Genomic DNA, 16,596 nt, shown 5'->3' with positions numbered 1-16,596 from the left:
ATCATCAGATTTCAAAGCGAATCGTACTGGTTCAAATCATATTCTTCAATTAAGGAAATCAGTTTCTGCGCATACCCGGGGTCAGTCGCATATCCTTTATCCTGAAGCGCCTGGGCTGCCTGTTTATAATCAGATGCCTCAAGCACCGAACGATAATGCTCCTTATCCCACTGCGTTCCGTTCAAAAAAAGCTGCGTGTGTGCTCTGACTGAATCAGCCCAACTGTCATATGTAGCAAAACGTGCCTTAACGGTTATCCACTGTCCGTTGACATATTCCTGCGTCGTCAGCAGCACGCTGCTTGCCTGATTGCTTTTGATTCCAAACAAGTTGTTATACTTGGAAGAAAGTTCGCTTCTTCCCCAATCAGATTCCAAAGCAGCTTGCGCCAAGGTAATGCTTGAAAAAACATGATGCCGTCTTTGCTGCTCTTGAGCAACAGGTACGAGCACTTTGATGAAGCTTGATTTATCAGAGTTGTTTTTAGCATACTGTTCCGTTTTCGGCTCGGTATTTTGAACGTTTCCAACATCCAGAACCCACTTCGTCAATTGAACGCTGATTAACGCAACGACCAATAAAACCAAGATAATGTCAGGATACCGAAGCCTGCCGTTGACAATCAGAAAGCCTCTCTTCTTTTTTGGATAATTTTTTTTGCGTGCCACAAAGTCTCACCCCACAAGTACTGAACGGAATTGCGCAAAACGACTATTTCCTTTCAAGTCTTGACAGCAACGGAACGGAAATTGCAGGACCAACGATGCCGGCTAAAATAGCTTCCGGAACGCCATTCGTCCCGATAACGCCGAGCAGGTACGGCAAAAGGGCCTTGACGTCAAGCGAATACAATGTCTGTGACTGTCCGCGATAGAGCAGATAGATCAAGCCGAGCACCAAAATCGTATTCGTCATCGCCCCAAGAATTGAAGCAACGCACATTGCCGGAACTTTTTTAATTTTATTTCTGAGAAAAATAAATGCATAACCGACAACGACACCGATTAAAATTCTGGGCACGATCGATACCAACGGATTGACAAAGACGATTGTCGCCAAAGGACTCGTTGGCCAGACGTAGGCCCTGATAAACGTGATGAGCCCCCAGACTCCCCCGACGATTGCACCGTCACGAGGTCCCAAAACAATTGCCGCAATGATTACGGTGACGTGAATCGTTGTCAGATTCAAGGGACCGACCGGAATGTAACCGAAAAAAGGCACAAAATTCTGTACGATGATAATTGCGCAAAACAACGCTATCAAAACGCTGCGAAACGTTTTATTTTTATTGTCCAAAATAATACCCTCCATGAATTTTTTCGTCAAATCGACTTGTTTCAAATTATATCACAAGTCTAAATTTCAATGTTACCTTTTAAACAATATCATCGAACAAATTCGTCCATTTTGATGAATATCGTTCGCAAAATCTTTGAATTCGCTTTGACGTTTCATTCACTGTATTTCGCAAAAAAAAGTTCAGTTTCTTGCTTGAATTAAATGAAATGCCGAACGAAGGCGGCCGATTCGCGAGTAAAAACCGTCTTTTTAAATGCAGTGCTGCTCACCCGATTCCGCCAGGCTCTCACTCAAATTCACCGCCGAACTATTTTTGGTTATTCCCATCATAGCAGGCGTCATGCATGCAAAAAACCGGATCAGACTTGCAATTGATGGCAAATCATCCGGTTTTTCAATTTACGGCATCGTTTTTCACAGCTTCGCGTCATCATTCCCATCCTTTGGCAACGTCGATCCATTCCTTGGGATGAGCAAGTTTTTCAAGTTCTTCAAGCGACAGCCGCACCGCAGAATGAGCATCCCCTGCAGCCGGATATACCGTCTTGAAACGTTTGAGCGATTCATCCAAAAAGACGGCCACGTTTTCCTTGACTGCAAACGGACAAACGCCGCCAGGAGCGTGCCCGATGAACTTTTCCACAACGTCTGACGCAATCATGCGCGGCCTCTTGTGAAAACGATTCTTGAACTTGCGATTGTCAACTTTGGCATCCCCCGCCATAACGACCAAAAGCGGCTTTTCATCAAGCAAAAACGACATTGTTTTAGCAATGTGTTCAGGCTCGCACCCCAATGCATGAGCAGCTTCTTCGACCGTTGCGCTGGAATCTTCAAGCACGATGATTCGATCCGCATAATTTTCTTTTTCCAAATATTGTTCGACCTTTTCTCGACTCAATCCCGTCACTCCCTTGTAAAATATCGAGATAATTCTAACATCAAGATTAAAAAACAGCAATAATAAATTGAGAATATTTTTTATCCAAATGCAGCGCTGCATTTGGCAAAAAGAGTTTCACGTATCAAAATAGAAAAAAATGCCGGACAAAATCAGTCGACTTGCAACTTCCTTTGTTCGACATTCAATTTATTTAAAGACGAAAACGGGTCCTTTTTCCGAAGCCTCGAGTTTTCAGTTTGAGGACCGGTTTTTTCAGGATTCTTTTTTCAAGACTATTCCTTGCGCAATGATTCAACAGGATCAAGTTTGGAAGCACGGTTTGCCGGAAGCAGTCCTGCCAGCATGCTGATGACGATGCTGATGATGATGCCGGAAATCAGAAACTGCGGTTCAAGGTTGACAACGTTCACGTCATAGGCCGGCTTTGTCACCGAATTGATTGCAAATCCAAGAATCTCCGTAATGACGACCCCCAAGAGACCAGAACCGAGCCCAATCAGAAACGCTTCTGAAACAAAAATGCGACGAACGTCTTTGCGACGAGCTCCGAGAGCTTTGAGCACGCCGATTTCCCTTGTCCGTTCGACAACGGAAATGTTCAGCACGACCAAGATCATGATTGCGGAAACAACCAGCGAAACGCCGGCGATTGCCGCCAAGACATACGTAATAACGTCAAGCATCTGCGTAAACATGTCGGTCATCGTTTCTTGCATCGATCCTGAATATCCGAGCTTTTTGACCTTGTCTTTGATGGCTTTCGTATTGTCGGAGTTCTTTGTATATAAGAATACCGTATTGGCCTTGAGCCTTTGTCCGTTGTCTTTGAACACCTGATTCAAATCACCGTAACGAACGACGATCGTGCTCGTTTGCGTATCGTAAATTCCGCTGACCTTGACTTCTTTTTCAATCGGTTTGTCACCGATTGTGAGCGAAAGCCTGACTTTTTTGCCAATGATGTTTTTGCCCAAAAGATCTGCCGTCGCCTGATCAAGCAAGACTTCGTTCTTCTTTGGAGCATGACCTTTCGTAATGCTTGATTTCGTAACCGACTTGGACATCGTCATCAGCATCATGATGTTTGCCGTATTGGAATTAAAAGCAACCTTGTTCGTCCCAAGAGAAAACGTGGAATATCCGCGCTGAATCGTATCGACGTTTTTAATTTTCTTCAATTTGTCGATGTCTTTTTGACTGAAAGTATTCTTTTTGGACGTCCCGGTCATCATTGAAATATGATCTTCACGCACGCTTCCGATCGTGCTTGAATCTCCGGCCTGAACTTTTTCCTGCTGTTTTTTATCCATTTCAAGACTTTGCTTATGTACTTCAGTCACGTTCGGATTCGTATAGGTAACCATCGTGCTCTTGATGTAATTCGTCACGCCGCGTCCGATTCCGAGCATCAAAACCACCGCCATGATGCCGATGCTCGAACCGAATGCCACTAAAGCATTGCGCCCGAACTTGGCTTTCATGTTAAGGAAAGCAAGGCGAATCGCATTCGTCAAGCTCATGTTCTTAACCGGGCTTGTTTCTTTCTTATCAGCTGGTTTCTTATGGAATTCAACATCTTGCGTCGTATCTGAGATAAGCGAGCCGCTGTCGATTCTAAGAACTCTGGTACAATGCGAAGCAACCCTGTCAGAGTGCGTAACCATCAAAACGAGCTTGCCGCTTTCAGCAATTTCCTTGATCATTTCAAGCACGGTGTCGGTCGTTTCAGCATCCAAAGCTCCGGTCGGCTCATCGGCAATAATCACGTCCGGATCATTGATCAAAGCACGCGCAATGGCCACGCGCTGTTTTTGGCCGCCGGAAATCGCATCAGGCTTTTTATGCATGTGTTCGCCTAAACCGACTTGATTCAAAAGGTCTGCTGCCCTTTTGTCGCGAGTTTCTTTGTCAACGTTTGACAAAGTCATCGCAAGCGAAACGTTGTCCAGCAGACTCAGATGAGAAATCAGATTGAAGTTCTGGAAGATGAATCCAATGCTTTTTTTGTGAAATCTGTCCAGTTCCTGCTTGGTATAGTCACGCAGGTTCTTGCCTTGATAGATGATTTCTCCCTCAAAATCAGAATCAAGTCCGCCAATCAGATTCATTAAAGTCGACTTTCCGCTGCCGGATTCGCCGACAATCGAAACCATTTCTCCCTCTTCAAAAGAGGCGCTGATTCCCTTTAAGGCTTGAAAAGTGCCGCCGCCAGGCATCTTATAAACTTTTTTAACGTTCTTCAATTCCAAAACTGCCATATGAAACCTCCGTAAAAATTTAACTTTAGCTTACGCTAATATACTGTATCAATTAATTTTTGTATAGTCAAATAATGTGATTAGGCTTACCGAAAAATATTAACCCGAAACCTTATAGTGCCTTCTAATCCTCTCAATAAAACCGACAGATGTTGTTTAATTTGATATTATCGATTATAACCATTACTGGATTTTATATCAATCAGCAAAAAACAGACAATTGTCGGTTTTGTTTAAAAAGAATGCTTTTCATGACAGACGACTCATTTTCATCGATGTGTCCGTAAACGGCAATGATTTTGCCGAATGCAACCGCTCGCTAAATCAGCGCGCAAAGCTCTCAGTCAAATTTGCCGCCAAACTATTCTGAGCTATTTCCATCATGGCAAGCGATTGTCATGCATATGCAAAACCCCGGACAATCGCAGTACTGCAAATCATCCGGGGTTTTCAATTTGAGTCATGGTTTCTTCCCAGCCTCTTTTATTCGTATCTTTATTTTTCAATGAATCTTTGCAATTCATCCAACGAGACGGAAAACATCTCCGGCTCACCGATTTTTTTAAGGAAGACAAAAGTCAGTGCCGCTTTAGAAACTTTTTTATCATGCTTCATGATGTCAGTCATACGCGAATCTGAAAGGAGTTCGTCTTCAAGCGGAAGTCCGACCGCTTGCAAACGGTCGCAAATTGCTTGTGTCGTTCCTTCCTCGGTTAGTCCGCGACTTTCAAAAATTCGATTGACTTCGGCAAGTCCGATCGAAATCGCTTCACCGTGAAGCAGTCTGCCATCCGCAAGAAGTTCAACCGCATGGCCGATGCTGTGCCCAAAATTGAGCAATTTGCGCAAACCGCCTTCTTTTTCGTCCTTTGTAACGACTTCAGCTTTAAATGCCACGCTTCTTTGGATCAGTTCCGGAGCGTGTTTCAAAATTGCCTGCGCATCATCAATTTTTTCAATCAATTGCCAAAACGTTCCGCCGACCATTGCGGCACACTTGACAACTTCCGCATAACCTTCGACCGTAACCCTTTCGTCCAATGTCTTCAATACCAGGGGATCAATCAGCACCAGATCGGGTTGGTAAAAGGTTCCGACAAGATTTTTTCCTTGCGCGATATCAATCGCGGTCTTGCCGCCGACGGAACTGTCAACCTGTGCAAGAAGCGAAGTCGGAAACTGAACAAACGAGATCCCGCGCATATAAAGCGAAGCGCACAGTCCGCCCAAATCTCCGACAACCCCGCCTCCAAGCGCGATCAAGCCGTCTCCTCTGGTCAAACCGAAATCGGCAATTTGAGAAACAACGTTGCTGAGAGTTTGCCATGATTTGCTTTTTTCTCCAGCTTCAACCGTAATGACGATGTTTTCGAATCCGGCTTCAGAAAGATTTTTTGAAACTTTCTTTGCGTAACGCGGGTACACGTTTGTGTCGGTCAAAATGACGCAACGTCTCCTGGTCCATACCTTTTCGAGATGTTCGGCAGGATTGTCGAGAACTCCTTCTTCGATTAAAATTTCATATGATTTGTCTTTGGTATCGACCGCAACGCTTCGCATTCAACCACCTCATTTCCAGGCTGAAACGACTTTGTGAATCTCTTCGCAACGACGTGCCATTTCCTTGAAAGTATCCGGCTTGAGTGCTTGCGGTCCGTCAGAAAATGCATGTTCCGGATCATCGTGGATCTCAACGATCAAACCGCTGGCACCTGCCGCAACGCCGGCCTGGGCAAGCGGCGTAACGATATCCCAGACTCCGGCAGCATGACTCGGATCGACAATGACAGGATAATGCGTCAATTGCTGAAGAACGGGAACCGCACCAACATCAAACGTATTGCGCGTGTACTTGTTGTCAAACGTGCGAATTCCCCGTTCAATCAAGATAATCTGATTGTTTCCGCATGCAGCAATGTATTCAGCAGCATTAAGCACGTCGTCAATCGTTGCAGACATGCCGCGCTTCAAAGCAACCGGGATCTTCGTTTTGCCGACTTCTTTAAGGAGCGAGAAGTTTTGCATATTGCGGGCACCGATTTGGAAGAAATCCGTGTATTTTCCGACAAGTTCAACGTGTTCGTCATCCATTACTTCAGTAATGACGTCCATTCCGTTCTCATCAGCAGCTTCACGCAAGTATTTCAGACCTTCTTCACCAAGGCCCTGGAATGAGTAGGGTGATGTTCTCGGCTTGAATGCGCCGCCGCGAAGAACCGTTGCGCCGGCTTCCTTTGCAACTTTGGCCATCCGGTGAATGTGTTCTTCGCTTTCAACGGAGCAAGGGCCGGCCATCAAAGCCAGCTTGTTGCCGCCGACTTCAGTATGCGCCGTTTTGACGATCGTATCTTCCGGATGAAGCAGACGGCTTGACTGAACCGCTGCCGGAACGTTCGTAATCACGTCTTCTGCCGCATTAAGAACTTCGCCTGGAATTTCGTCTGCCTTGGCACCTTGAACGGCAACGCGGTTTTCATGCACGAAAACCTGTTTCTTGCCATCAAATGCCTTCTTGACAACTTCAATTTCTTCCTTTGCTTCATCCTTCTTCAAAACAATAATCATAATATTTTCCTCCTAAATTATAAGCGAATTGCCGATAAATGATTTTCACCGGTTACATTTGTTTTTTGAAACGTCAAAACAACGTTTTCGACCGTGAAGCCTGCATCTGCAAGCACATCGTCCATTGCGCCGCTTGCGCCGAATTCATCAAGTCCAACGATCGTTCCGTCAAGTCCGACGTAACGTTCCCAACCGCGCGTCGAGCCCATTTCAATGGCCGTTCTTCTTCTGACGGACGGCGGAAGCACCTGATCCTTGTAATTTTGCGGCTGTGCATCGAAACGTTCCATAGATGGCATGGATACGACGCTGACGTCTTCACCCAGCTTGAACAAACGCTCTTGAGCTTTGATTGCCAATGAAACTTCTGATCCGGAAGCAATCAGGATTCCACTTGGCCGCATCCCCTTTTGCGGAGAAACAACGTATCCTCCGCGAGCAACGCCTGCATCTGCGAGCTTGGACGTCCGTGACAAAACAGGCAGCTTTTGACGAGTCAAAACCAAAACCGTCGGATGATCAACGGAATCAATCGCCTGTTGCCAAGCAGCGATCACTTCGTTCGGATCAGCCGGACGAAGCACGTCGATATTTGGCAATGAGCGCAGACTCATCAGCTGTTCAACGGGCTCATGCGTCGGTCCGTCTTCTCCGACTGCGATTGAGTCATGGGTGAAAACGTAAACGACCGGGAGTTTTTGCAAAGCAGACAAGCGAATCGCACCTCTCAGGTAATCCGAGAACACGAGGAACGTTCCGCCGAATACTCTAAGACCGCCATGCAAAGCCATTCCGTTCATGATCGTTCCTTGAGCAAACTCGCGAACGCCGTATGCGACGTTTCTTCCGGTCGGATGCTCGTCATCAAGCAGACCGCTTGCGTCAATTGCGGTTTTGTCTGACGAAGACAAGTCTGCGGAACCGCCGACAAGATTGTCCATTTTTTCTGCAAGAACCTGGATAACCTTATGACTCGTATCGCGGCTTGCTTCCGCTCCGCTCTCGTAGCGCGTCATCCCGTCAAGAGCATTGAGGCAACGTTTTCCGTTTAAGACCGCAACCGTTTCATCAAAGCATTCTTCATCAGATGCCGCCAAATCGTCAAGCACCTTGCGCCAATCGTCATGAGCCTTTTTGCCGCGATTTTCGATCATCGTTTCAGCTGCAGCTTTGACTTCCGGCAAAACCGTGAAGGCTGGTCCGTCATACTCAAGACGAGTCCGAAGATTTTCAAGTCCTTTTTCTCCAAGCGGCGCACCGTGCACGGCATTCGTTCCAGCCTTGTCAGCCCCGAAACCGATTGTCGTTTTGATTTCGATCAGACTCGGCTTATCCGTTTTCTTGGCCTTTTCGATCGCCCGATCGATTTCATCGACGTCATTGCCGTTTGCAACCAGCTGCGTATCCCAGCCATAGCTTTCAAATCTGCGGCAAACATCCGTCCTGAAGCTTCTTGAAGCCGGTCCGTCCAAAGAAACGTCATTTGAATCGTATAAGACGATTAATTTGGATAGACGCTGATTACCAGCAAAGCTGGCTGCTTCATGCGAGATTCCTTCCATTAAATCACCGTCACCGACAAGACAGTACGTGAAATGGTCGACCACTTTGGCTTTTTTGTTCAAGCGAGCCGCCAAAGTTCTTTCAGCAAGCGCCATTCTGACTGCCATCCCGATGCCTTGACCAAGCGGACCCGTTGTTGCTTCAACACCGGGAACATGTCCACGCTCAGGATGACCAGGTGTCTTGCTTCCAAAACGCCGGAAGTTCTTCAAGTCATTAATCGACAGATCAAAGCCGCTGACGTGAAGCATTGCATATAAGAGTGCCGATCCATGTCCGGCAGAAAGAACGAAACGGTCGCGATTCGACCACTCGGGATCTTTCGGATCTACTCGCAAATGACGTGAAAACAACGCCCACATCATCGGTGCCGCTCCAAGGGCAATCCCCGGATGCCCTGAATTTGCCCGCTGAATCATTTCACAGCTCAAAACGCGCAGATTGTTGATTGCAAGTTCATCAATATTTTGTCCAACTTCCTTTGTCATTTTCGTTCCTCCCGATTAATAAAAAAGCTCCTACAGCGACACTGTAAGAACCAAAAATCTGTCAAGATACGAAAAACAGAAAATTAAAAAGGCCTCACAGTGCAATTGCATCCATGCGACCTTCGACCACAAGAAAATCATTACCGGCCGCATCCAGTTTGGGAAAGTAACGCCCATACCAGATGCGGCATCGACGTCACTGGATAAACCAGTAATAGTAAAATCGTAATTGTGATTTTGCAGTTGATTTTCTCATGATTACATTCTCCTTAAAAAATTAAATCGTCATTAAATAAACTTGTTGATACGATTATAATTCGATTTTAGTGATTCGTCAACCATTTTTTTAGTCTTTTTTAATTTTTGTGAAAAAAGAATTTTTGCATCCACGAATCATTCTTCTTGATTTGAACAAAGGCAACCGCAGCAAACAAAACCGCACCAATGAAGTCGGCAATCAAATCGCCCATCGTGTCCATCAAGGCAGATCTTCCGACCAACATGTGACCGTTTGCCATATAGCGCTGCAGATTCATCCCGAACGAATCACACGTAAATTCATAAAATTCCCATAAAACACCGCACATCATCGCAAACGCCGTCGCATACAGACTGATGAAACCCGGCGGAAGTTCTTGCTGCTCTTTTGGAACGAGCGCACCAAAAAGCGACAGCGCAAAACTTGCGAGCAAAGCACCGCTGATAAGGTGGAGTCCTTTGTCCCAATAAGGAATTCGATAAAAGTGATAGATGGTTCCCAAATAAATTGCCCCAAAGATAAAAAGCAAAAAGAATCCGTAAATCATCGGAGGAAGGTATAAATCAAATTTGACAGAAATGATTTTCGGCAAACAAACGATCACGATTCCCAAAACGATTTCCAGACAAAGAAACAATGCTGCATTTTTATTCTTGGGGACAGTGGCCAAAAACACATCCTTAGCTGTCAAAACAAGGGAAAAGAGCATCATCAGCACAATTGCCGCCAACCCGCAGTCAGTAGCTTTTTTCATATTCAAAACACATCCTTTCGAATTCAATTATCCTATTGTCGCTTAAAACTGGCAAGCATTTGTTCTTGACGACAGCGGCTCGGAACGACTCCGTACGATTCTTTAAACGCCTGGCTGAACTTGCTTTGGCTGGAGCATCCGACCGTGCCTGCAACGTCAAAAAGCGGCATATCGCTTTCTTTAAGAATTTCGGCAGCTTTTTTCATTCGATAGTCTTTCATACATGAAGCGATCGGTTTTCCGTAAACCTTCTTGAACACTGCTTTGAGCGTCGTCTGATTCATCAAAAACCCGCTTGAAAGCACGTCGATCGTATATCTTTTATCCAAATTTTCAATCAGTTTATCGCCAAAATTATCCCTTTCGGAAAAATATCTGTCCCGTTCGGGCAAAACCAAGCCGCTTTCCTTGTTAATTTTGATTTGAAAATGTATGCTTAAATCTGTAGACAAACAGCCGTCTCCGATTTTTAACCGGATTGGTTTGAAACGTTATGCAGAAAACACAATACTGAAATCATAGTTCTTAATAACGTTGAAACAAGTCCCGACCAGGAAATGGTTGATGATATTGTAAGCATTGTTAACATATTTTCTTGTCGCTTGCATGTTTTGCGAAAATATAAAAGCAAAATTGCAAACGACAAGTCTTTGAAAGGAGATGAAAATGATGATAAGAACCCAAAAGGTAAGGCTGTATCCCAATCGAACCATGAAAAAGGTTCTTGACGATTTGTGCGATTACAGACGCTATTGCTGGAATCAAGGATTGGCTTTATGGAACGATATGTATGATGCCTCTTTGATTTTGGAAGACAAAGAACTTTTGCCCAATGAACGCAAGGTTCGTGACGAACTGGTTGCCGATAAAGCCGACTGGCAGTATCAGCTGTCAGCCAGATGTCTTCAGCTTGCCGTTTCTGATTTAGGCAAGGCGTGGAAAAATTTCTTTAACAAAGCTCAGCCCGACTGGGGCAAACCGCAGTTCAAGTCTAAAAAAGCCCCTAGACAGGGATTCAAGACCGATAGAGCCAAAATCGTCAACGGAAAGCTGCGATTGGATAAACCGCGCGGAATCAAGAAATGGTACGATATTCGTCTTAAAGGAGCAGCATTCTTAAAAGGCGAATTGAAAGTCGTTTCTATCTACCGTGAAAACGGCAAATACTGGGCGAGTCTGCCTTTTGAAGTCGAAATCAAAACAAAAGCCAAAACTGGCAAGAAGACGGCTGTTGACGTCAACGTTGGTCATTTCAGCTACACGGAAGGACAAGTCAAAACTTTACCGCATAATCTCAAAACCTTGTATGAGCGCATCAAGCATTATCAGCGATCGTTAGACAGAAAACGGAAAGAAGGCAGCTCAATCGAATAACTACGCTGAAACGAAAGCCAAGTTGCAGCGTGATTATCGAAAAGTTGCCAACACTCAGCATGATATCGTTCAAAAGTTTACGACCGAGCTGGTCAACAATTATGACGAAATCGTTATTGAAGATTTGGACGTGAAGCGAATGCAGATGAGTCACGTTGCGTCTAAAGGATTGCAACGGTCGTTGTTTGGCTGTTTCAGACAGGTTTTAGCTTATAAATGCCAATGGTACGGCAAAGAATTATTTTTAGCCGACAAATTCTATCCAGGCACGCAACGGTGTTCTCGATGCGGATTCGTCAAGACTGGTGACGATAAAATCGGTCTTGACGGCAACATGAAACATAAAACCAAGCATAACGAATACGTTTGTTATGAATGCGATGCCGTCATGGACAGAGATGAAAATGCAGTCATGAATTTAATGGCATTGATATAAGAAAATCAAAATGGGCGGGATACGTCCTTAAGCTGCAAGAGCCGGTCACTGTCATTAACCTCACGTTAGGATATGGGAATACCAGCGTTGACGGCAGCAAATAAAATTTAGGAAAGGAAAAGCTATATTCTTTCTAATAATGTGGAAAAATGTTTTGTATTCCCATATTATTCTACATTTTGTATAGCAGAAACATTTATGAGAAAAGAAACTTACGACGTTACCGGAATGACCTGCTCTTCCTGCGTAAGACACGTTGAAAAAGCCGTCGAAAAACAACCGGGCGTCAAAAAAGTCACGGTCAACCTTTTAAAAAACAGCATGGTGGTTGATTACGACGAAAACAAGCTTAATCAATCAGAAATAGAACATGCCGTTTCAGATGCCGGATATGGAGCAAGGCTTCGCTCAAAAAACGCTGATTTGACCAAAGATACGGAAGAAAATTCGGCTCAAAAAGAGTATGAGTCTTATAAGCAGCGCTTGATCTGGTCAGTCATCTTTACCGTCCCGCTGATCTACCTTTCGATGGGACACATGCTTGGTTGGCCTTTGCCGTTTTTCTTCTTAGGAACAACGAATGCCATCACCTTTGCCTTCACGCAGTTCCTGCTGCTTCTGCCGGTCATTTACCTTAACCGCAGCTATTTCATCAACGGGTTCAAGTCTATTTTCAAGGGAACGCCGAACATGGACTCTCTGGTAGCGTTAGGAGCTTCGGCAGCTCTTGTCTACGGAATATTTACTATTTACAAAATTGGCATTGGATTGGAATTTCTGGATTTTAAAAGCGTCTCGGCACACGTCATGAATCTTTACTTTGAATCTGCAGGAACCATCTTGACGTTGATTACGCTCGGAAAAACGCTTGAGGCAAAAGCCAAGGGCAAAACAACGGATGCCATTTCAAAGCTTTTGAATCTGGCACCTAAAATGGCCAGAGTGCTGCGTGACAACCAGGAAAAAAACGTTCCGGTAGAAGAAGTCAAGAAAGATGACGTCGTAATCGTCAAGGCCGGAGAAAGCATCCCTGTTGACGGCGTCATCATCTCTGGCAGCGCATCAATCGACGAATCTGCTCTGACGGGCGAGAGTCTTCCGGTCGACAAAAAAGAAGGCGACAAGGCAATCGGCGCAACCATCAACCGAAACGGCTATTTCAAAATGAGAGTCACCAAGACAGGCGATGAGACCGTCCTTGCTCAAATCGTCAAACTTGTCGATGAAGCAACAAGTTCCAAGGCTCCCATCGCTAATTTGGCCGATCGCGTCAGCGGCGTCTTCGTTCCGATCGTAATCGGCATCGCTTTTATCGCGGCCATTACTTGGCTGTTGCTTGGTTCAACGTTTGAATTTGCTCTTTCAATCGGAATTTCCGTCCTTGTCATCAGTTGTCCGTGTGCTCTCGGACTGGCGACGCCGACAGCCATCATGGTCGGAACCGGCCAGGGGGCAATAAACGGAATCTTGTTCAAATCCGCCAAGGCGCTTGAAACAACGCATGAGCTGCAAACAATCGTTTTTGACAAAACCGGAACGATTACGGAAGGCAAGCCGGTTGTCACCGACATCTTTCCGTTGCAAAATACAGAAAACGATTTGCTGCAAATTGCGGCTTCGCTTGAATCCTTGTCTGAACACCCTTTGGCTCAAGCAATTACGAATTCTGCAAAAGAAAAAAATCTTTCTTTGCTTGAGGTCGAAAAATTCACGCAGGTTGCAGGACAGGGAATTCGTGGTATTATCGATGGTAAGAAGGTTCTTGCCGGAAATTTGAAAATGATGAATGAAAACCAGATTGAAACAACGTCAGCAAATTTTCTTGACAACAGTACAAACAGCGGAAAAACAACGCTTTACTTTGCCCAAGACAATCGTCTCATCGGCATCATCCGCGTCGCTGACGTTATTAAAGACACAAGTAAAGAAGCAATTGAGGAACTCAATCAAATGGGCCTTCAAACGATCATGCTGACCGGTGACAACGAAACGACCGCAAGATCCATCGCTAAAAAAGCCGGCATCAGAAACGTCATTGCAGAGGTCCTGCCCGCTGACAAGGAACATGAGATTCAAAAGCTGCAAAATCAAGGACAAAAAGTCGCCATGGTCGGTGACGGAATCAACGATGCGCCTGCCCTTGCAAGAGCAGACGTCGGCATTGCCATCGGAGCAGGAACCGACATTGCCATTGATTCAGCCGACGTTGTTTTAATGAAAAGCCAGCTCACTGAAGTTTCGACCGCTATCAGGCTCAGCAATGAGACCATCAAAAACATCAAAGAAAATCTTTTTTGGGCATTCATCTACAACATTATCGGAATTCCGATTGCTGCAGGAATCTTCTACCCTTCATTCGGACTTAAACTCAGTCCGATGATCGGTGCTCTTGCAATGAGTTTCAGTTCCGTCTTTGTCGTTACCAATGCTTTGCGGCTGCGCTTTTTCAGCGCAAGGCACTCTAATCATAAAAATTAATCCAGGAGGAATCAACAATGGAAAAAACATTTACCGTAAAAGGCATGACATGCATGAATTGTGCAAATCACGTCAAAGAAGCATTATTGAAAGTTGACGGAGTAACGTCCGCCAAAGTTGACCTTGAACAAAAAAAGGCAACGATTGAAGCCGATTCGACCGTATCGGACAAGGCATTAAAAGATGCGGTTTCAGATGCAGGCTATAAGGCCAAGTTCGGTTTCTTCAAATAGCTGATGAACCATGCCTAAAATTAAAGCCCTGGATGATTTGCAATTAATTACAAATCTCATCTGGGGCTTTTGCGTATTCAGGACAATCTTATGTTATGACAGAAATAACCAAAAGAAATCGGTTTTTCGTTAGAAAAGGTGAATTTGTTCGTAAAATTGAATGAGAGCTTGACGAGGTTACGGGCAAATTTCAAAATCGACGTTTTGCCGTAACCGGGAACTGGATTTTACGGGCAGATTTGAAAAAACATGAAAACAGCCAAGTATCCTCAACCTGGACACTTGGCTGTTTTTCATTAATCGTCTTATTTTGTGAAACCGTACTTCTTGTTGAAACGATCCACGCGACCATCTGCTTGCGTAAACTTTTGCTTACCTGTGTAGAACGGATGTGAATCACAAGAGATTTCGACACGAATCAATGGGTATGTTTTGCCATCTTCCCATTCGATCGTTTCTGAAGATGTCTTCGTAGAACCTGACAAGAACTTATAGCCTGTTGCAGAATCCAAGAAAACAACTTCATGATAATCTGGATGAATTCCTTGCTTCATTATAATTTCGCTCCTTTGCCCTGAACCATTTGCTGGATCAGAGTTATTCTGTGCTATCGCAACATACTTCATAATAACATGAAACTTCAAGTCATGCAATTATCTTTTTCCGATTTTTTTGCTTGACCGCGTCGTTTTCGACAAATCTTCGACCTTTTGGCAAAATTCAGCATTGTCTTTCGTCTGCTTGAAGACTTTTAAAATATCATTCGTGAAACGAACGGTATCGCTTGTTGAAATTCTGCGAAGCTTCCAAACTGCTTCAAGCTCTTCTTTGGTCAACAAAAGTTCTTCTTTTCTCGTGCCCGACTTCTTGATGTCAACAGCAGGAAAAATTCGGCGTTCTGCCAAATCACGATTCAATTGGAGTTCTTGATTGCCGGTCCCTTTAAATTCCTCAAATATGATGTCATCCTGCCTGCTGCCCGTTTCAACCAAAGCAGTCGCAATAATCGTCAGACTTCCGCCTTCACGGACGTTTCGTGCCGATCCAAAAAATTTCTTCGGACGGTACAAAGCCGTCGGATCCAGACCACCGGACAGGGTTTTGCCGCTTGAAGGAATCACGAGATTGTATGCGCGCGCAAGTCTGGTCAACGAATCAAGCAAAATCACGACATCCTGCTTATCCTCGACCAATCGCATCGCACGCTCAAGAACCATTTCTGAAATGTGGACATGACTTTCCGGTCTCTGATCAAAGGTCGAATAAACGACTTCACCGTTCGAATTGATTGATGAAACGTAATCTTCCAAATCGGTGACTTCTTCGGGACGCTCATCAATTAGAAGAACGATCAGTTTCGCATCTTTTGCATTCTTTGAAATTCCGGCTGCAATATTCTTCAAAAAAGTAGTCTTTCCGGCCTTAGGAGGCGCAACAATCATGCCTCTTTGACCAAATCCGACCGGTGCAAAGAGATCAATCAAGCGTGTCGACAAATCTTTGGGATTATTTTCAAGGACTAGTTTCCTATCAGGATAAATTGCCGTCAAAGCAGGAAAATGAGGTCTTCCCTTGGCTTCATCCGGATCTTTTCCGTTGACCGCATCAATATACATCATGCCGTAACGATCGTTATTGGAGCCTTTACGCGGCGGTCTGACTCTTCCGGCCACCTCATCACCGTTTCTCAGACCAAAACGCTTGATTTGAGATGCCGACAAATAGATGTCTTCTTTTGAAGGACTGTAATTGAGCGGTCTCAAAAAACCATAGCCGCCGTCATCGTAAAAAATTTCAAGAATTCCTTTCATCCTGAAATCGTCTTGTTCGGCCTGCGCCCGGATGACAGCCAAAGACAATTCCTTTTTGTTCATCTGACTATAGTATTTGATCTTGTATTCACGCGCATACTCGTAAATTTCTTTCAGCGTCTTCTTTTGAAGATCTTCAAGTGTCAAATTTTTTTTGCTCATATCATCCCT

Annotated in this window: 13 protein-coding genes and 2 pseudogenes; 4 read left to right on the top strand and 11 right to left on the bottom strand. The window is 44.8% G+C overall.

All coding sequences use genetic code 11. From position 1 onward, the window contains the following. Positions 1–11: 11 nt before the first annotated feature. From LRC_RS02680 to LRC_RS02640, 9 genes are all read right to left on the bottom strand, one after another. Positions 12–668: a glycoside hydrolase family 73 protein gene (locus LRC_RS02680; RefSeq protein WP_014073041.1), complete on the bottom strand. Its 657-nt coding sequence runs from the start codon at positions 666–668 to the stop codon at positions 12–14. Between the two features lie 43 nt (positions 669–711). Further along, complete coding sequence (locus tag LRC_RS02675; protein WP_041820276.1) at positions 712–1,299, bottom strand: ECF transporter S component; 588 nt, start codon at positions 1,297–1,299, stop codon at positions 712–714. 433 nt (positions 1,300–1,732) lie between these two features. Beyond that, a complete protein-coding gene (locus LRC_RS02670) occupies positions 1,733–2,203 on the bottom strand; it encodes a YbaK/EbsC family protein (RefSeq protein ID WP_014073039.1) in 471 nt (156 codons plus the stop codon). Positions 2,204–2,478: 275 nt separating this feature from the next. Then, positions 2,479–4,464 carry an ABC transporter ATP-binding protein/permease gene (locus LRC_RS02665; protein WP_014073037.1) on the bottom strand — a complete coding sequence of 662 codons (1,986 nt, stop codon included), beginning with the start codon at positions 4,462–4,464 and terminating at the stop codon, positions 2,479–2,481. Positions 4,465–4,959: 495 nt separating this feature from the next. Further along, positions 4,960–6,024 (bottom strand): 3-dehydroquinate synthase, encoded by a 1,065-nt coding sequence (gene aroB, locus LRC_RS02660; protein WP_014073036.1) that lies wholly within the window; start codon positions 6,022–6,024, stop codon positions 4,960–4,962. A gap of 9 nt (positions 6,025–6,033) precedes the next feature. Next, on the bottom strand, positions 6,034–7,029 hold the full coding sequence (aroF, locus tag LRC_RS02655) for a 3-deoxy-7-phosphoheptulonate synthase (RefSeq protein WP_014073035.1): 996 nt from the start codon (positions 7,027–7,029) through the stop codon (positions 6,034–6,036). A 17-nt stretch (positions 7,030–7,046) separates the two neighbouring features. Further along, a complete protein-coding gene (tkt, locus tag LRC_RS02650) occupies positions 7,047–9,080 on the bottom strand; it encodes a transketolase (protein ID WP_014073034.1) in 2,034 nt (677 codons plus the stop codon). A gap of 356 nt (positions 9,081–9,436) precedes the next feature. After that, positions 9,437–10,093: a DUF2238 domain-containing protein gene (locus LRC_RS02645; RefSeq protein WP_014073033.1), complete on the bottom strand. Its 657-nt coding sequence runs from the start codon at positions 10,091–10,093 to the stop codon at positions 9,437–9,439. A gap of 32 nt (positions 10,094–10,125) precedes the next feature. Continuing rightward, entirely contained in the window at positions 10,126–10,545 is a 420-nt protein-coding gene (locus LRC_RS02640) for a helix-turn-helix domain-containing protein (protein ID WP_046922846.1), read from the bottom strand. A 24-nt stretch (positions 10,546–10,569) separates the two neighbouring features. On the opposite strand from LRC_RS02640, the pseudogene LRC_RS11820 reads away from it, so the two are divergent. The 4 genes and pseudogenes from LRC_RS11820 to LRC_RS02620 form a co-directional block, all read left to right on the top strand. After that, a pseudogene (locus LRC_RS11820) lies at positions 10,570–10,821 on the top strand (IS607 family transposase); the annotation flags it as partial. Next, a pseudogene (locus tag LRC_RS02630) lies at positions 10,763–11,903 on the top strand (RNA-guided endonuclease InsQ/TnpB family protein). The pseudogenes LRC_RS11820 and LRC_RS02630, both read left to right, overlap by 59 nt. 198 nt (positions 11,904–12,101) lie before the next feature. Continuing rightward, positions 12,102–14,381 carry a heavy metal translocating P-type ATPase gene (locus LRC_RS02625; RefSeq protein ID WP_041819863.1) on the top strand — a complete coding sequence of 760 codons (2,280 nt, stop codon included), beginning with the start codon at positions 12,102–12,104 and terminating at the stop codon, positions 14,379–14,381. 17 nt (positions 14,382–14,398) lie between these two features. Further along, positions 14,399–14,614 carry a heavy-metal-associated domain-containing protein gene (locus LRC_RS02620; protein WP_003693476.1) on the top strand — a complete coding sequence of 72 codons (216 nt, stop codon included), beginning with the start codon at positions 14,399–14,401 and terminating at the stop codon, positions 14,612–14,614. A 305-nt stretch (positions 14,615–14,919) separates the two neighbouring features. On the opposite strand, the gene LRC_RS02615 is transcribed toward LRC_RS02620, so the two are convergent. Together LRC_RS02615 and rho are read right to left on the bottom strand one after the other, a co-directional pair. Beyond that, the gene (locus LRC_RS02615; RefSeq protein WP_003696429.1) at positions 14,920–15,168 is read right to left on the bottom strand and encodes a type B 50S ribosomal protein L31; all 249 of its coding nucleotides are present in this window, start codon (positions 15,166–15,168) and stop codon (positions 14,920–14,922) included. A gap of 99 nt (positions 15,169–15,267) precedes the next feature. Next, entirely contained in the window at positions 15,268–16,587 is a 1,320-nt protein-coding gene (gene rho / locus LRC_RS02610) for a transcription termination factor Rho (protein WP_014073031.1), read from the bottom strand. Between the last annotated feature and the right edge of the window lie 9 nt (positions 16,588–16,596).

The organism is Ligilactobacillus ruminis ATCC 27782 (assembly GCF_000224985.1).
GTDB lineage: Bacteria > Bacillota > Bacilli > Lactobacillales > Lactobacillaceae > Ligilactobacillus > Ligilactobacillus ruminis.
The sequence above is the reverse complement of the archived record's forward strand: the minus strand, read 5'-3'. Positions and strand labels throughout refer to the sequence as shown.